Annotated in this window: 13 protein-coding genes and 1 other annotated feature; of the genes, 7 read left to right on the top strand and 6 right to left on the bottom strand. The window is 37.3% G+C overall.

The features are described 5' to 3' along the window. Window positions 1-174: 174 nt before the first annotated feature. Window positions 175-1,371 carry a methionine adenosyltransferase gene (metK, locus tag AC3CH7_RS13590; RefSeq protein WP_012295739.1) on the top strand — a complete coding sequence of 399 codons (1,197 nt, stop codon included), beginning with the start codon at window positions 175-177 and terminating at the stop codon, window positions 1,369-1,371. A 175-nt stretch (window positions 1,372-1,546) separates the two neighbouring features. Here metK and AC3CH7_RS13585 read toward each other — a convergent pair whose 3' ends face one another. Continuing rightward, on the bottom strand, window positions 1,547-2,059 hold the full coding sequence (locus tag AC3CH7_RS13585) for a gamma carbonic anhydrase (protein ID WP_012295738.1): 513 nt from the start codon (window positions 2,057-2,059) through the stop codon (window positions 1,547-1,549). A 134-nt stretch (window positions 2,060-2,193) separates the two neighbouring features. On the opposite strand from AC3CH7_RS13585, the gene AC3CH7_RS13580 reads away from it, so the two are divergent. Then, entirely contained in the window at window positions 2,194-3,000 is an 807-nt protein-coding gene (locus tag AC3CH7_RS13580) for an alpha/beta hydrolase (protein WP_012295737.1), read from the top strand. A 126-nt stretch (window positions 3,001-3,126) separates the two neighbouring features. Beyond that, window positions 3,127-4,635: an alanine/glycine:cation symporter family protein gene (locus AC3CH7_RS13575; RefSeq protein WP_031416443.1), complete on the top strand. Its 1,509-nt coding sequence runs from the start codon at window positions 3,127-3,129 to the stop codon at window positions 4,633-4,635. 59 nt (window positions 4,636-4,694) lie between these two features. Here AC3CH7_RS13575 and mnmM read toward each other — a convergent pair whose 3' ends face one another. Both mnmM and mnmL read right to left on the bottom strand, forming a co-directional pair. Continuing rightward, window positions 4,695-5,273, bottom strand: a complete 579-nt coding sequence (gene mnmM, locus AC3CH7_RS13570; RefSeq protein WP_012295735.1) for a tRNA 5-(aminomethyl)-2-thiouridylate-methyltransferase MnmM — start codon at window positions 5,271-5,273, stop codon at window positions 4,695-4,697. Beyond that, window positions 5,270-6,226: a tRNA modification radical SAM protein MnmL/YtqA gene (mnmL, locus tag AC3CH7_RS13565; protein ID WP_031416441.1), complete on the bottom strand. Its 957-nt coding sequence runs from the start codon at window positions 6,224-6,226 to the stop codon at window positions 5,270-5,272. Before mnmL ends, mnmM begins: the two co-directional genes overlap by 4 nt. Window positions 6,227-6,452: 226 nt before the next feature. On the opposite strand from mnmL, the gene AC3CH7_RS13560 reads away from it, so the two are divergent. The 4 genes from AC3CH7_RS13560 to leuS all read left to right on the top strand — a co-directional run bounded on the left by AC3CH7_RS13560 (window position 6,453) and on the right by leuS (window position 12,704). Further along, window positions 6,453-7,631 (top strand): MDR family MFS transporter, encoded by a 1,179-nt coding sequence (locus AC3CH7_RS13560; RefSeq protein ID WP_036162335.1) that lies wholly within the window; start codon window positions 6,453-6,455, stop codon window positions 7,629-7,631. Window positions 7,632-7,777: 146 nt separating this feature from the next. Beyond that, the gene (locus AC3CH7_RS13555) at window positions 7,778-8,125 is read left to right on the top strand and encodes an ArsR/SmtB family transcription factor (protein ID WP_012295733.1); all 348 of its coding nucleotides are present in this window, start codon (window positions 7,778-7,780) and stop codon (window positions 8,123-8,125) included. 57 nt (window positions 8,126-8,182) lie between these two features. After that, window positions 8,183-9,925 (top strand): SulP family inorganic anion transporter, encoded by a 1,743-nt coding sequence (locus AC3CH7_RS13550; RefSeq protein ID WP_488381786.1) that lies wholly within the window; start codon window positions 8,183-8,185, stop codon window positions 9,923-9,925. A 65-nt stretch (window positions 9,926-9,990) separates the two neighbouring features. Further along, window positions 9,991-10,201, top strand: a binding site (T-box leader). 85 nt (window positions 10,202-10,286) lie between these two features. Next, a complete protein-coding gene (gene leuS / locus AC3CH7_RS13545) occupies window positions 10,287-12,704 on the top strand; it encodes a leucine--tRNA ligase (RefSeq protein WP_012295731.1) in 2,418 nt (805 codons plus the stop codon). A 144-nt stretch (window positions 12,705-12,848) separates the two neighbouring features. Here leuS and AC3CH7_RS13540 read toward each other — a convergent pair whose 3' ends face one another. The 3 genes from AC3CH7_RS13540 to AC3CH7_RS13530 form a co-directional block, all read right to left on the bottom strand. Beyond that, window positions 12,849-14,030, bottom strand: coding sequence for a NupC/NupG family nucleoside CNT transporter (locus AC3CH7_RS13540; RefSeq protein ID WP_031416438.1), 1,182 nt, complete (start codon window positions 14,028-14,030; stop codon window positions 12,849-12,851). Window positions 14,031-14,684: 654 nt separating this feature from the next. Beyond that, window positions 14,685-15,941 (bottom strand): hypothetical protein, encoded by a 1,257-nt coding sequence (locus AC3CH7_RS13535; RefSeq protein ID WP_012295729.1) that lies wholly within the window; start codon window positions 15,939-15,941, stop codon window positions 14,685-14,687. Window positions 15,942-15,945: 4 nt separating this feature from the next. After that, window positions 15,946-16,644, bottom strand: a complete 699-nt coding sequence (locus tag AC3CH7_RS13530) for a response regulator transcription factor (protein ID WP_012295728.1) — start codon at window positions 16,642-16,644, stop codon at window positions 15,946-15,948. Between the last annotated feature and the right edge of the window lie 35 nt (window positions 16,645-16,679).

Here is a 16,679-nt window from a genome sequence, read left to right as displayed (position 1 = left end):
TTATAATGACGGGTCTTTCGAAATCCTCGTGTTTTTAAGTAGCAGTTATTTTTTCTCGTAAAGTGAAATGACAACAACAGCGGCTTGAGAGAGTTCAATCCTTAGGAGCGGACTTGACATGGGTAATGAGTACCGTACAAATACTTTTTGTAAGAGTAATAGGAGGAAAACTAAATGACAAACCGTCGACTGTTTACATCAGAAAGTGTAACAGAAGGGCATCCAGATAAAATCTGTGACCAGATTTCGGATGCCATTTTAGATGCTATTTTAGCAGAAGATCCAAATGCACGTGTAGCGTGCGAGACAACTGTAACAACAGGATTAGTATTAGTAGCAGGAGAAATCACTACTTCTACTTATGTAGATATTAAAGGCATTGTACGTGATACTGTGGCGGAAATTGGATACACACGTGGTAAATATGGCTTTGATGCTGAAAACTTAGCAGTACTTGTAGCAATTGGTGAGCAATCTCCAGATATTGCCCAAGGCGTTGACCAAGCTTTAGAGGCCCGTGAGGGTTCTATGACAGATGCAGATATTGAAGCGATTGGTGCAGGAGACCAAGGCTTAATGTTTGGCTATGCATGTAATGAAACACCTGAGTTAATGCCATTACCAATTAGCTTAGCTCATAAATTAGCACGTCGTTTAACAGAAGTTCGTAAATCTGGGGAGTTAGCTTATTTACGCCCAGATGGTAAAACACAAGTAACAATTGAGTATGATGACAATAACGTACCTGTTCGTGTCGATACAATTGTTATTTCAACTCAGCATGATGAAGAAGCAACACTTGAACAAATTCAGGCCGATCTAAAACAATTCGTGATTGCTCCTGTAGTGCCAAGCGAATTATTAGATACAAACACAAAATACTTTATCAATCCAACTGGCCGTTTCGTAATTGGCGGACCAAAAGGAGATGCTGGTTTAACGGGCCGTAAAATCATTGTTGATACATACGGTGGTTATGCACGACATGGTGGTGGTGCATTCTCAGGTAAGGATGCAACAAAAGTAGACCGTTCAGCTGCCTATGCGGCACGTTATGTAGCTAAAAATATTGTAGCAGCTGGTTTAGCAGAACGCGCTGAAGTACAGTTGGCTTATGCAATTGGCGTTGCACAGCCTGTTTCCATTGCTGTAGATACATTTGGTACAGGAAAAGTGACGGAAAGCAAAATTGTAGAATGGGTTCGTGAGCTATTTGATTTACGCCCAGCAGGTATCATTAAAATGCTTGATCTTCGTCGTCCAATTTATAAACAAACTGCAGCTTATGGACACTTTGGTCGTACAGATGTAAACGTCCCATGGGAACAAACTGATAAAGCTGACGCATTACGCATAAAAGCACAGCTGTAAACTATTGTGCTAAAGTGCTGAAGTCTTTAGGAAATTATTCTAATGTATTATGAACAAAAGGGGCTTTTCTGCTCCTTTTGTTTTTTTGCAAAAATACCTCGCCCTTATTCCTTGAACAAATAATGTCATGGAAAGCGAGGAATTTTTTATGAAGGTACAATTTCTTTGTAGGTTTTTATTTTTGTAGAGATTTATAATACTGACCCTTTTCAGCGTATTCACGTACGATACGTTCCATATCCTCTTTATCCTCAGCATTTAATTCTCGTACAACTTTGGCTGGACGTCCTAATGCTAAGCTATTTGGAGGAATGACTTTACCAGGAGGCACTAAACTTCCGGCTCCAATAAATGCACCCTCTCCAATCTCCGCACCGTCTAAAATAATGGAGCCCATTCCGATTAAGGCTTTTTTTCGAATGGTACAGCTATGTAAAGTTACTTGGTGTCCTACTGTGACCTCATCTTCAATAATGAGTGGAAACTTAGGACTTTGATGTAAGCAGCAAAGATCTTGTATACTTACTCGTTTACCTATTATTGTTGGGGAAACATCGCCGCGGATCACGGTATTGAACCAAATAGTTGTTTCAGCTCCAATAGTTACGTCTCCAGTAATGGTTGCGTAATCGGCAATAAAAACAGATGGATCGATCGTTGGTGTTTTATCTTTGAATGGATAAATCATGAGAATCGCCTCTTTTCTTTTTGTAGATATAGTATTATCGTATCAAATACGCAACTTTAAGGAAATATAAAATTAAAATGAGCTGTTATTTCGATATAATCAAAGTGTAATTATTTTTTAGGAGGACTATGTAAATGTGGAAATGGGAAGCTGATGGACAAGCAAAGGCTGTGATTGCTATTCTTCATGGTGCTTATGAAAACCACCGTTGGTATGCATGGCTGATAGAAAAATTAAGATTGGAAGGCTTCCACATAGTCATGGGAGATTTACCGAATCATGGTGTCAATGCAAGATTTGCCCGTGTCCATGATGAGGACTTCAAATTGTACAATAAATATACAAGAAATTTGATTGAGAATGCATTTTCATATAATTTACCAACCTTTGTAATAGGACATGGACTAGGCGCTACTTTAGTTCTTCATACAATGCAAAAGAAAAAGTATGAGTGTGCAGGTATTATTTTGACATCACCATGGCTGCAATTGAAGCTATTACCAGGTAAATTATCAAATGCTTTAACAAGCCTGAGTGCATTAACAGCAAATGTAAAATTGACACATGACCTGACATTTGAAAAATTGACGCGTAGCGTAGAGGGTAGAGAAGAAATGAAGGATGATATACCATTTATGTCTGTAGTTTCGGTGAAATGGTATCGTGAGCTTCAGCAGATGATGAGAAATTTAGTTATGCTACCTAAGGACGAATTTCCTAATATGCCTATGTTAATTATGACAGCTGAAAAAGATAAAATTACGGAAACTCGACAAATGCGTAATTGGCTTCATCAACAAGAGTTAACGGAATTTCAATTTAAAGAATGGGCAAATTGTTATCACAATTTATTTCATGAAGTAGAGCGTGAAGAGATTTTTATGTACATTCGAGATTTTATCAATAATGCTCTTAGACGAATTGGATATATAATAAAATAGTTTCGATCCCTTCTAAATAGTAGGATACTTACTTAATTATTGTTACTTGAATATAATATTGTAATTTTCTGAAAAGTGTAATAATATAGTGACTTAAAGTAAGGTAATTCAAATTGGAGGGGTAAGATGGATGTAGTTGTTGGTAAAATGAATGACATATTATGGGGACCTTGGTTTATTTATGGTATTTTATTGATTGGGCTTTTTTTCTCAGTCATTACAAGGTTCCTGCAAGTAAGGCATATTAAAGATATGTTCGTGCTAATGTTTAAAGGGGAGAAATCAGAAAAGGGGATTTCCTCCTTCCAAGCAATGTCTATCGCTCTATCGGGTCGTGTAGGTACAGGGAATATCGCCGGTACTGCAACAGCTATTGGGATGGGGGGACCTGGTGCTGTCTTTTGGATGTGGGCAATTGCTTTCATTGGTGCGGCAACCGCATATGTAGAGTCTACTTTAGCGCAAATCTATAAAGAAGAGAAGGATACTGAATACCGTGGTGGACCGGCCTATTACATAGAAAAAGGAATGGGTCAAAAATGGTTTGCAGTGATTTTCGCTGTAGCTGCTTTAATTGCTATGCTTATACTTATGCCAGGTGTGCAATCTAATGCCATTGCAGGAGCTGTTGAAAATGCCTTCGGTATTGAAACTTGGATTACAGGACTAATTATTGTTGTTTTACTCGGTGCCATCATTATTGGAGGCGTTAAATCGATTGCCAACGCCGCACAAATTATTGTACCGTTCATGGCATTAGCTTACATTATTATGGCTATTATTATTATCGCTATGAATATTTCAGAGGTACCATCTGTCTTTGCTTTAATTTTCTCAAGTGCATTTGGAGCACAAGAAATATTTGGAGGTATTATTGGCTCCGCGATTGCTTGGGGTGTGAAACGAGGAATCTATTCAAACGAGGCTGGTCAAGGGACTGGTGCGCACCCTGCTGCTGCAGCAGAAGTATCTCACCCTGCTAAACAAGGGATTGTCCAAGCAGCGTCTGTATACATTGATACATTATTAATTTGTTCAGCTACAGCCTTTATGATTTTATTTACAGGTATGTATAATGTACAAGATGAAAAGGCAGTTGAAGGAACAGATTCATTTATTCACGTTGGGGAATTCAATAAAGGTGGCTTAACGGGTGACGAGCAAATGACATTTGCTAAAAGTATTAAGGAAGGTGCTGCCTATACGCAATATGCAGTAGAATCATCCTTACCTGGATTTGGCGCACCATTCGTAGCTATCGCACTATTCTTCTTTGCCTTTACTACGATTATGGCTTACTACTATATCGCCGAAACAAATGTCGCTTATTTATTTAGAGGTAGTACCGAAAAGGTTTTCATTTGGATTGCGAAAATCGCTATTTTAGTCGCAGCATTCTATGGCACGATTCGTACGTCTGAACTGGCTTGGGCTATGGGGGATGTTGGCCTTGGTTTAATGGTATGGATTAACGTTCTAGCTATTTTAATTATTATGAAACCAGCCATTGTTGCATTAAAAGATTACGAGAAACAGAAAAAAGAAGGAAAAGACCCTGTTTTTGATCCTCGTAAACTAGGCATTAAAGGTGCAGATTTCTGGGTTGACTATAATGAAGAACGTAAAAATAAATAGGTAAAGAGAAAGGCTAACTAATAGTTACAACTATACTATTAGTTAGCCTTTTAAATTGTCTATAAAGTAGGATAATCCTTCATCTTTTCTAACGCAATGATGAATGGAGGATCATTTTGCTGATTGAGAAATTCGTATTTTAAAACATGTACATATTTTTGTGGAAGCTGGCTGACATAGTCAGTCACGGTATCTCGCTCTTCTTTGCCGCCAGGGTGGCCGTGATAAATAACAAGAATGATTAGACCGCCAACTTTTAAAAGCTTAAGTAAGTCTTCAATAGCTTGTATGGTTGTAGTAGGCTTGGTAATAATATCATGATTGCTACCAGGCAAATAGCCGAGATTAAAGATGGCTGCAGCTACTGGCTTGTGTATAAAATTGGCTACTTCTTCATGCCCTTTATTTAACACAAGAGCCCGATGCTCCAAACTTTGATCTAGTAGACGATGTAGCGTTGCATCCACTGCTTTTTTTTGAACATCAAAGGCATAAACTTGCCCTTCATCCCCGACTAGCTGTGCTAAAAATAGCGTATCGTGGCCATTTCCAGCAGTGGCATCAACAACCGTATCTCCTTCCTCCACACTATCTTTTAGTAGCTGCTGAGCATATTGTAAAACTCGTTGTAGTTTCATTTTCCAACCTCAGCTTTATAAAATTTCCCTTGCCAACTACCACGACGCTCCAATTCGGCATCGATGCCATTTAATACTTCCCATTTATTAACGCTCCACATTGGGCCAATCATTAAATCTATAGGTCCATCACCTGTAATGCGGTGAATGACCATATCAGGTGGTAAAATTTCTAGCTGATCAGCGACTAGTTTTGTATAAACATCCTGATCTAAAAACTCAAGCATCCCTTTTTCATATTGCTTCACCATTGGGGTCCCTTTTAATAAATGAAGTAAGTGGATTTTAATACCTTGAACATCTAGCTTGGCCACTGCACGAGCTGTTTCCATCATCATGTCATAATCTTCAAGCGGTAGACCATTTATAATATGTGAGCAAACACGAATACCATGCTTCCGAAGCTTTTCAACGCCCTCCACATAGGTTGCATAATCATGCGCACGATTAATAAGATTTGCTGTTTTTTCATGAACAGTTTGAAGACCAAGCTCAATCCATAAATACGTACGTTCGTTTAATTCTGCTAAATATTCTACAACATCATCTGGTAAACAATCAGGGCGAGTAGCGATAGAAAGGCCTATAACACCTTCCTGCGCCAAAGCAGCTTCGAATTTTTCCTTTAAAACAGGGAGCGGGGCATGTGTATTTGTATAGGCTTGAAAATAGGCCATATACTTGCCATCTTTCCATTTTTGATGCATTTTGTCTCGAATTTCAGCAAATTGAACATCGATCGGATCAACTTTATTACCTGCGAAGTCACCAGAGCCTGCTGCACTGCAAAATGTACAGCCACCAAAGGCAACCGTACCATCACGGTTTGGACAATCAAAGCCAGCATCTAATGCTACTTTAAATACTTTGTGACCAAATTGATCGCGTAAATAGCGGTTCCATGTATAGTATCTTTTCCCTTCTGAAGGAAAAGGAAAATTTATTTCTGTCATTTATTTCACTCCTCTAACGCCTTATTTTATCATGAGCACCTCGTTCCGTCATGGGGTAAGGGTTTATCCTGCAAGATGCTACTCTAACTTTTAATTGTATCTAGTAAATTATAGCTATTTATAGTATTTAATAAAATGTAAAAAGGGTAAATTTATTTTCCTTGTACTTTCAAGTATTTCAGCATAAACTAGCTATTTAGAGAAGCGAAATAATGGAGGTCATCAAATGCCAAAACGTGTTTGGTTTTTAATTATCGGAATGCTTGTGAACACAACAGGTAACTCATTTTTATGGCCTTTAAATGCCATATATATGCATGATTATTTAGGGAAATCCTTAGCGATGGCTGGCTTTGTGCTGATGCTGAATTCTGCTGCAGGTGTTTTAGGTAATCTATTAGGTGGTTACCTATTTGATAGAATTGGTGGCTATAAAGCCATCATGCTTGGAATCCTTTTAACAATTGCTTCATTAATTGGTTTAACGCTTTGGCACGGTTGGCCACATTATGTATGGTTTTTAACAATACTAGGCTTTAGTGGGGGGATTGTTTTTCCTAGCATGTTCGCATTGGCCGGAGCTGCCTGGCCAGAGGGTGGACGAAAGGCCTTTAATGCCATTTATTTGGCTCAAAATGTCGGTGTTGCTGTAGGTCCTGCACTTGCAGGTGTGGTGGCCGATTATCAATTTGACTATGTGTTTAAGGTCAATTTAGGGATGTATATAGTATTCTTTTTCATTGCTTTACTTACATTTAAACGTTTAGAGGTAGGGAGTATTGCACCAAAGAATGTGGTCGGTGAAAGTAAGCGAATTATTAACAAGGCACCATTCTATGCCTTATTAATCATTAGTTCGTCCTCCGTTTTATGTTGGTTAGCCTATTCGCAATGGAGTGCAACGATTTCATCTTATACGCAAGATTTAGGTTTAGGATTAAAGCAATATAGTTTACTATGGACGATAAATGGTCTGCTAATTGTTATAGGGCAGCCGCTCATTGCGCCGCTTGTAAAACGTTGGGAACATCAGTTAAAACGACAGTTGGTTTTTGGTGTCATCTTAATCGCTATATCCTTTGGTATTATCGCCTTTGCGAGTGATTTTAAAATGTTTGGTGCAGCCATGCTTGTCTTAACTTTTGGAGAAATGTTTTATACACCAGCATTACCAACTATTGCTAATCAACTTGCGCCAAAAGGCCGACAAGGATTCTATCAGGGAATTATCAACAGTGCTGCGACCGGTGGACGTATGATTGGTCCTTTATTCGGTGGAATTATGGTGGATCAATTTGGCATGATTCCTCTCGTTTTAACATTAGTAGTAATTGTACTGTTCGCGATTATACCATGTCTTATTTATGATTATCCTCTAAAGAAGAACAACATAGTAGTAGATTAATAGTGAAAAATGTAAAGAGCAAATCAAGTATTCCACACTTGGTTTGCTCTTTTTTAAATAGTAGATATTGAAAAATTATCGATTGAGGCGTACAATCATACATATTCAAATATTTGAATATGTAGTTGTATGGAGGGATTTATTTAATGGAAGAAGGATTGCAGCAGTTTAAGGCAGATTTTTTTAAAGCGTTAGCACATCCATTACGTATAAGAATATTGGAACTTCTTGTAGATGGTCAGAGGAGTGTTAATGAGATTCAAGATTGCTTAGAGAAAGAGGGCTCCGCCGTTTCTCAGCAGCTAAGTGTATTACGAGCTAAAAATATTGTTTATGGAGTGAAAGAAGGCAAAAAGGTTTACTATTCTTTAAGCGATCCAATGATTGGTGAATTACTTGGCGTGGCCAAGGATATTTTTAATAACCATTTAGTTCATACCATTTCAAGATTAGAGGAAATGACGAGTAATGATAGTGACGAAGAAAATAAGTAACCTCCATAATGTGGAAAAGTTATGCTTTGCTTATTATTGGGAAGGGAAGATTTATCTATGAAGTCGCTGTTTACAGGACGTTTTGAAGGGTATTCAGTCCATCATGCTAAAAAGGATTTATTGTCTGGAATCATTGTTGGAATTGTTGCTATTCCACTTGCTATGTCCTTTGCTATTGCATCAGGAGTAAAGCCCGAATATGGCATTTATACGGCTTGTATTGCAGGTATTCTGATTTCAATTTTTGGTGGATCAAAATATCAAATTGGAGGGCCCACAGGAGCTTTTGTGCCAATTCTTTTAGGAATTGTCCTAACGTATGGTTATGAGGATTTATTACTGGCTGGTTTAATGGCAGGGGTATTGCTTTGCTTAATGGGTATTTTTAAGCTAGGGACTTTAATCAAATTTATCCCTCGCCCTGTAACCATCGGTTTTACAGCGGGTATAGCGGTGATTATTTTTACAGGTCAAATTGCCAATTTTTTAGGTTTAAGCAATATGACAAGACATGAGTATTTTATAGCGAATATTCAAGAGATAGGAAAGCAAATTGGTACTACTAATATTTACAGTATTTTAACGGCAGTCATTTGTTTAATCACCATAATAATGACACCTAAATTTTTTCCAAAGGTTCCCGGGGCATTGGTAGGGATTGTTGTCTCCACTCTTGTGGCGACTTTCTTTTTTTCAGGACAAGTGGCTACGATTGCCACAGCCTATGGTCAAATACCTAATACATTACCCAATTTTGCATTACCTACTATGACATTTGAGCGTCTACAGCAGCTCATTGGACCAGCATTTGTCATCGCAATGCTTGGAGGTATAGAGTCTTTGTTATCTGCAGTCGTGGCAGATGGAATGACTAATAGCAAGCATAATAGTAATCGAGAGCTAATCGGACAAGGAATTGCCAATATCGTAACGCCTATGTTTGGAGGAATACCCGCGACAGGTGCGATTGCTCGTACAGCAACTAATATTAAAACTGGGGCAGTATCCCCAATGTCTGGTATCATCCATGGTGTGTTTGTATTACTTACATTATTGTTATTAGCGCCATATGCTTCACATATACCTTTAGCAAGTATGGCACCAGTATTAATGGTAGTTGCTTGGAATATGAGTGAACGGAAGCATTTTTCTCATATTATAAAGTTGAAATCTGGAGATTCGCTTGTTTTATTAATTACCTTTTTATTAACCGTATTTACTAGCCTTACATTAGCTGTTGAAGTGGGGCTTGTGTTAGCCGTGCTATTATTTGCGAAACGAATGAGTGAAAAGCTTGTTGTGACAAAGGTACTGCCAGATCATTCGAATAAAAGTGAGAAGGTACAGCCTCATGTCGTTCATCAACAGCATGATTGTCCACAAATAAGCATGTATACCATCGAAGGTCCGCTGTTCTTTGGTGCAGCACAAAGATTTGAACAAATGATTGAAGGCACCTTACAACAGCGACCAAGAGTTTTGATATTACGCATGGGGAAAGTGCCCTTTATGGACTCTACAGGGGAAGCATATTTTAGCAATATTATAGACAACTTTACAACACAGGGAGGTAATATTTTGGTAACAGGGGTGCAGGATGACCTAAAGGTTGCCCTTCAGCAAAATGGTCTTTACGCTAAAATAGGAGCACATCATTTTTATCAGCATACAGGAGAAGCGATTTCAAGAGCCCTCAACTATTTGGACAGAACTCAATGTATCGGATGTCAGCATTTTGCTTTTCATGAATGCAAAGATTTATCAAAATCTGAGGAAAAAAAGGATTTAATTGTTCAGTAATGGGTAACCTGTAAACAAAGGCTTGTGCTTTTCAATACTTTCCATTAGAATAAATGCAATATCATGTAAAGACTGTGATGAGGAATAGTAGATTTGTGGTTCTTTTTAGAGAGCTAGCGGCTGGTGAGAGCTAGTAGGAAAGCAAATCGAACTCGCCTACTGAGTCTGCCCGCGTGAAATAGCGCGTGTCGTTTCTTCCGCGTTAAGGAAGCTTAAGCCGAGTGTAATCACTAATTTGGGTGGTACCGCGGGAGTGCTAATTCTCTCGTCCCTTCTATAAGGAAGGGGCGAGTTTTTTTATTTTTTAAATATTTTGTCAATTCTAACGGAGAACAGCAGATTCATTGAAGGAGGAAAAAAAATGAGTTTTAATCATCAACAAATTGAAAAAAAGTGGCAGCAATATTGGGCTGATAACAAAACATTTAAAACTGAAAATGAAACAGAAAAGCCTAAATTCTTTGCACTAGATATGTTCCCATATCCATCTGGCGCAGGCTTGCACGTAGGACATCCAGAAGGATATACGGCGACAGATATTCTATCTCGCTTTAAACGTATGCAAGGCTACAATGTATTACATCCAATGGGCTGGGATGCATTTGGTTTACCAGCGGAGCAATATGCACTTGATACAGGAAATGATCCCGCAGAATTTACAGCGAAAAATATTGCGACCTTTAAACGCCAAATTCAAGAGCTAGGCTTTAGTTATGATTGGGATCGTGAAATTAACACGACTGATCCAGCGTATTATAAATGGACACAATGGATTTTTATTCAGCTATATAAAAAAGGTTTAGCTTATGTGGATGAAGTAGCTGTTAACTGGTGTCCAGCACTTGGTACGGTATTGGCGAATGAAGAAGTAATTGATGGCAAATCAGAGCGTGGTGGGCATCCAGTAGAACGTCGACCAATGAAGCAATGGATGCTTAAAATTACTGCATATGCAGATCGTTTAATTGATGACTTAGAGGAAGTTGATTGGCCAGAGTCTATTAAAGATATGCAGCGTAACTGGATTGGTCGTTCGGAAGGTGCAGAAGTAACATTTGGTATTGATGGCACAGATGAAAACTTCACGGTATTTACAACACGTCCTGATACATTATTTGGTGCTACATATTGCGTGCTTGCACCTGAACATAAATTAGTAGAACAAATTACTACAGTTGAACAACGCCAAGCAGTCGAGGATTATTTAGAAAAGGTTAAAATGAAATCTGATCTTGAGCGTACAGATTTAGCGAAAGAAAAAACAGGCGTATTTACAGGTGCCTATGCAGTAAATCCGATTAACGGTAAAAAAGTACCGATTTGGATTGCAGACTATGTGTTAGTGTCTTATGGAACAGGTGCTATTATGGCAGTTCCTGCACATGATGAACGAGACTATGAATTTGCATCAGCATTTAGCTTAGACATTGTTCCTGTACTTGAAGGTGGGGACATCAGTAAAGAAGCGTTTACAGGTGATGGGCAACATATTAACTCTGATTTCCTAAATGGCTTAAATAAAGTAGAGGGTATTGCTAAAGCAATTGAATGGTTAGAGGAAAAAGGCGTAGGAGAGAAGAAAATTTCCTATCGTCTACGTGACTGGTTATTCTCTCGTCAACGTTACTGGGGTGAACCGATTCCAATGATTCATTGGGAAGATGGTACCATCACTCCTGTTCCAGAAGAGGAGCTACCATTAATGCTTCCGAAAACAGATAATATTCGTCCATCGGGTACTGGTGAGTCACCATTAGCAAATATTGCTGAATGGGTAAACGTTGTAGATCCAGCGACAGGTAAAAAAGGCCGTCGTGAAACAAATACAATGCCGCAATGGGCAGGTTCTAGCTGGTACTTCCTACGCTATATCGATCCTACTAATACAGAAGCAATTGCAGATCCAGAATTGCTAAAACGATGGCTACCAGTTGATATTTATATTGGTGGGGCTGAGCACGCTGTACTACATTTACTATACGCTCGCTTCTGGCATAAAGTTCTATATGATTTAGGTGTTGTTCACACGAAAGAGCCTTTCCAAAAATTATTTAACCAAGGTATGATTCTTGGTGAAGGTAATGAAAAAATGTCTAAATCTAAGGGCAATGTCGTGAATCCAGATGAAATCATTGAGTCACATGGTTCAGATACATTGCGTCTATATGAAATGTTTATGGGACCACTTGAGGCTTCTGTAGCTTGGTCTACAAATGGTTTAGATGGGGCACGTCGCTTCTTAGACCGTATTTGGCGTCTACTTGTCAATGAAGAGGATGGAACGATCTCAGCGAAAATTCAAGTGTCTGACGATAAAACACTAGAAAAATCATATCATCAAACAGTGAAAAAAGTGACAGAGGATTATGAAGGTATCCGCTTTAACACGGCTATTTCACAAATGATGGTATTTATCAATGATTGTTATAAAGCTGAAGTCATCCCAACAGCTTATGCGGAAGGCTTTGTTAAAATGCTAGCACCAATTGCGCCGCATATCGCAGAAGAGCTATGGAACTTATTAGGTCATGAAGGAACACTTTCTTATGAGCAATGGCCAACATATGATGAGTCGAAACTTGTAGATGATGAAGTAGAAGTAGCAGTGCAGGTTGCTGGTAAAGTTCGTGCAAAAATTGTCGTAGCTAAAGATGCTTCAAAAGAAGACATTGAAAAAGTAGCACTTGCTGATGAAAAAGTACAAGAATATATGGCAGGAAAGGACTTAGTAAAAGTCATCGTTATTCCAGGCAAACTTGTCAATATTGTCGTTAAATAAATTGATATAACTAATAAAGATGTACATGACTAAATTAAATTTTAGTGATGTACATTTTTTATGTTAGAGAAAGTCCTAATGTTATAAAAAACTGCACCAACAGATAGATGTAGGTGCAGTTTAAATAACAAAATGACTTTCAACTTAAATAATCAAGCCAACAATTATTGCCGTTAAAATACTTACAAGTGTCGCTCCGTAAAGCAATTTTAAGCCAAATCGTGCAACAACATTTCCTTGTCTTTCATTTAACCCTTTAACTGCTCCTGAAATAATACCAATGGATGAAAAGTTGGCAAAGGATACAAGGAATACCGAAATAATGCCTAGTGTACGTTCACTCATGGACTCTGAGACATCGCCAAGGTTGATCATAGCAACAAATTCATTCGTTACTAATTTAGTGGCCATTATTCCTCCAGCTGAAACAGCGTCTGCCCATGGGATACCCATTAAGAAAGCTATTGGTGCAAAAATATAGCCTAATATTTCTTGGAAAGAAACACCGATAATCATATCAAACAATGAATTGATTAAATCCATTAATGCTACGAAACCGATAAGCATCGCTCCAACAATGATGGCTACCTTAAAGCCATCCATAATATATTCACCAAGCATTTGGAAGAAAGCTTGCTTTTGTTCGTCTTCAATGGTTAAGATATCTTCCTCTTCTTTGACAGTATAAGGATTAATGATGGAAACAATTATAAAACCACCAAATAAGTTTAAAACAATCGCCGTTACGACATACTTAGGCTCAATCATTGTCATATACGCGCCAACAACTGACATAGAGACGGTCGACATCGCTGATGCACATAATGTATACATACGCTGAGGAGTAACCTTGTCTAGTTGTTTTTTTACTGTAATGAAAACCTCAGATTGACCTACCATTGCCGAAGCAACAGCATTATAGGACTCTAATTTTCCCATGCCACTTACTTTACTTAAAAAATAGCCGATCCATCTCATAAGGAAAGGAAGGATTTTGAAATGCTGTAAAATCCCAATTAACACAGATATAAAAACAATTGGTAATAAGACACCTAAGAAGAATGGGGATTCTCCTTCATTCGCTATACCACCAAAAACAAATGATATACCTGTATTTGCGTAGGATAATAAATGATCAAATACATTTGTTATTCCTTTAATTAGTACATAACCAAACGTTGTATTTAATAGTAAAGCTGCTAATATAAATTGGATGATTAACATAATCAATATATATTTATATTTTATTTCTTTTTTGTTTTTACTCATTAACAGAGCTAAGCCAAAAACAAGTAACAATCCACAAAGGGATATTAAGTATTTCATAAATTCCTCCATAAGTATAATTTAGGGCGTTTGATTCCAAGACAACAAATGCTCTTTCGCTCATTATGTTTTTCTAAAAAATTTCAGAGCAGCCAAAGATTTTAATTTGTCAGACGTCAGACAAACAATCTCACTATAACAGTTTTTTAACTAGCTATTCAAGAGCTAAAAGAAAAAAAGTATGCGACTCGGCATACAAGAAGGAAAAATCCAGTATCAAAACAACTAAATCATATTTTTTTTAGACTTTCTTAAATGATGATTTCCCTGAATGGATGAATACAAAACTTTGTCTTGCTTAAAGTTGTTAACATAAATTTAATAGTGGGAATCTCCTACAAACGTCGATTCCCATTTTATTGTGTGATGTTTTTGAAATATTATGTCCATCGTTTGAATTAAAAGTATACTTTGAAATGATATTTCTTTTAAGGGAACCACCAATAAGGAGGTGTTAGGGTGGAAGCATTTAGAGGAAGAGGAGCATAAAGAAAATTATTTACGAGTATGTAAAGGACTGAACGATTAGCTACAGAAATTGTTCAAAATATAGATTTCACCTACTATGTCAACTGGGATTACATCGAGCAAAGATTCTCTTTAAAAGACGTATATAAATGTAAAACAAATGCCTGAACCCGCTATTTTGGGAGTTCAGGCGTTTTTATCTTCCGTTTCAGTCTGAAGCATTAATAGATAAATACTAGAAATCATCATGCTAGTTGCTAATCCGTAAAGAGCATTGAAGATTAAACCAACACCGATTCCTATAATGATGGATAACAGTATGACAAGCCAGGTATATTTATGGATATGACGATTTGTAAATAAAAGAATGAACATAAATGGTAGCATGGTAATATGTAGAAATGCGAAAGAATAAATAACTCCTAAAATCGTTAAATCTACAGATAAGAAAAAGGTAAATAAGATGCCTAGTAGACCTATTAAATAAAAGTAGTAGGGTCTTTTCTTCACAAAAAATCGTTTGGTTGCTCGCAAATCTACAAGGAGGGTTGTAACAACGGCCAACAGTGCAATAACAAGGAAAGCAAATGTCAAAAACCCTGGCTGTACTTCATATAAAAACGTAAAAATTAGAACTTGGAACTGACCAAATGAGCCACTATATAAAGCAATCATTAAAATAGCTGTAAAGGATAGCGTTAATAAAGCTAAAATCACACCTGATGAAAATAGGCTACGACGTACCTTTTTAGGTTTAATAAAAGCGATTAAATACCATGTTGATTTATCAAAAAGAACTTGTCCTAAGACGGCTAGTTGAATGATGACATAGAACAGCAGGATTTCGCTATTTTTAAAGTAAAATAAATAAGGGTGATATAAGCGAATACCTTCATAAACGGTGCTAGCCCCATTTTGGACAAAGTAATAAATGGGTATAAAAATAAGTAAAGAAAATAGAGAGATAATAAATAAAATCTCTAGCCACAATATACTTTTCACAGACATAATGCGGTCCAGCAGTAACATCCCCATCAAAAATAAAAATAGTGTAATGGGGACCGGTATCGTTAACATAATTTCTGAAAGCACACTAATACTTATTAATTGAATTAACCAGAGTTCGATGCCTGTCAGAAGGTAAAAAAATCGTATGACTTTTAAATTCATTCCACTCAATTTTTTTTGTATCGTAAAGAGTAAAAAGCTTTGTGTATGCTGATTTTGTGTGTAATCACTCTTTTTTAATAATGAACCCAGTACCATAAAAGATATAGCTGTTGCGAATGTATAACAAATGCCCGCCATAAAGCCATAAGAAATAAGGGCAGAAGGAGAGGACAATAATAAATTACCATTAATCCATCTAGCTAAAAGTATGATGACACCTGCTGCTGTGCTTAAACTAGCAAATGGTACAAGCAATGAAAATTTTTTTAACATACCTTCAATTACCTTTACTCGTTTTAGATGTTTTGTATTGACGAGGTGATTGATTATATTTTTTCTTAAAAGCTACACTAAAATAGTGCTGGCTATTAAAACCACAGCTCTCAGCAATTGCTGACATACTAGCATCCAGATTTTCACCTATTTTCTTCACGGCCATCTCTAGGCGATAATTATTAATATATTCATTAATGCCGATGGATTGCTCCTCCAAAAACTTACGGCTTAAATAACTAGGATTCAAATGGATTTTTTCGGCAATAATATTTAAACTCAGTTTTTCATGATAGTTTTCATGAATATAGGAAAGAGCACTTTGTATCGCATCGTGATTAGAGCTCCATACTTTATATTTCTCCACAATGGCATTTAATTCACTTGCAATAACAGGTTTTGTTAGATAGTCCTTCACCCCGATACGTAATGCTTGCTGGGCATATTCGAAGGTCTGATAAGCAGTTACCATAATAATGTCTACATCATAAAGTCCTTTTAATTCTTTACTTAAGGTGATTCCATCTTTCCCAGGCATTTGAATATCCAAAAAGGCGATAGTCATACGGTGCTTTTTAGCTAATTGCAGTGCTTGTGAGGCATCCTGAGCAGTATGGAATGTCCAATTAGGGAAATGTGGCTTTAATAAATAAATCATTTGCTCAAGCTCTAAAGGTTCATCATCTGCGATTAAAATATTCATGTTGAGATTCTCCTTTCGCATTCAAATTAGTAGAA

Source organism: Lysinibacillus sp. F12, assembly GCF_057773605.1.
The sequence above is the reverse complement of the archived record's forward strand: the minus strand, read 5'-3'. Positions and strand labels throughout refer to the sequence as shown.

Excerpts from the sequence above, each read along its gene's own strand:
- metK (WP_012295739.1), top strand. The coding sequence starts at position 175 with ATGACAAACCGTCGACTGTTTACATCAGAAAGTGTAACAGAAGGGCAT.
- AC3CH7_RS13585 (WP_012295738.1), bottom strand. The coding sequence starts at position 2,059 with ATGATTTATCCATTCAAAGATAAAACACCAACGATCGATCCATCTGTT.
- AC3CH7_RS13580 (WP_012295737.1), top strand. The coding sequence starts at position 2,194 with ATGTGGAAATGGGAAGCTGATGGACAAGCAAAGGCTGTGATTGCTATT.
- AC3CH7_RS13575 (WP_031416443.1), top strand. The coding sequence starts at position 3,127 with ATGGATGTAGTTGTTGGTAAAATGAATGACATATTATGGGGACCTTGG.
- mnmM (WP_012295735.1), bottom strand. The coding sequence starts at position 5,273 with ATGAAACTACAACGAGTTTTACAATATGCTCAGCAGCTACTAAAAGAT.
- mnmL (WP_031416441.1), bottom strand. The coding sequence starts at position 6,226 with ATGACAGAAATAAATTTTCCTTTTCCTTCAGAAGGGAAAAGATACTAT.
- AC3CH7_RS13560 (WP_036162335.1), top strand. The coding sequence starts at position 6,453 with ATGCCAAAACGTGTTTGGTTTTTAATTATCGGAATGCTTGTGAACACA.
- AC3CH7_RS13555 (WP_012295733.1), top strand. The coding sequence starts at position 7,778 with ATGGAAGAAGGATTGCAGCAGTTTAAGGCAGATTTTTTTAAAGCGTTA.
- AC3CH7_RS13550 (WP_488381786.1), top strand. The coding sequence starts at position 8,183 with ATGAAGTCGCTGTTTACAGGACGTTTTGAAGGGTATTCAGTCCATCAT.
- leuS (WP_012295731.1), top strand. The coding sequence starts at position 10,287 with ATGAGTTTTAATCATCAACAAATTGAAAAAAAGTGGCAGCAATATTGG.
- AC3CH7_RS13540 (WP_031416438.1), bottom strand. The coding sequence starts at position 14,030 with ATGAAATACTTAATATCCCTTTGTGGATTGTTACTTGTTTTTGGCTTA.
- AC3CH7_RS13535 (WP_012295729.1), bottom strand. The coding sequence starts at position 15,941 with ATGTTAAAAAAATTTTCATTGCTTGTACCATTTGCTAGTTTAAGCACA.
- AC3CH7_RS13530 (WP_012295728.1), bottom strand. The coding sequence starts at position 16,644 with ATGAATATTTTAATCGCAGATGATGAACCTTTAGAGCTTGAGCAAATG.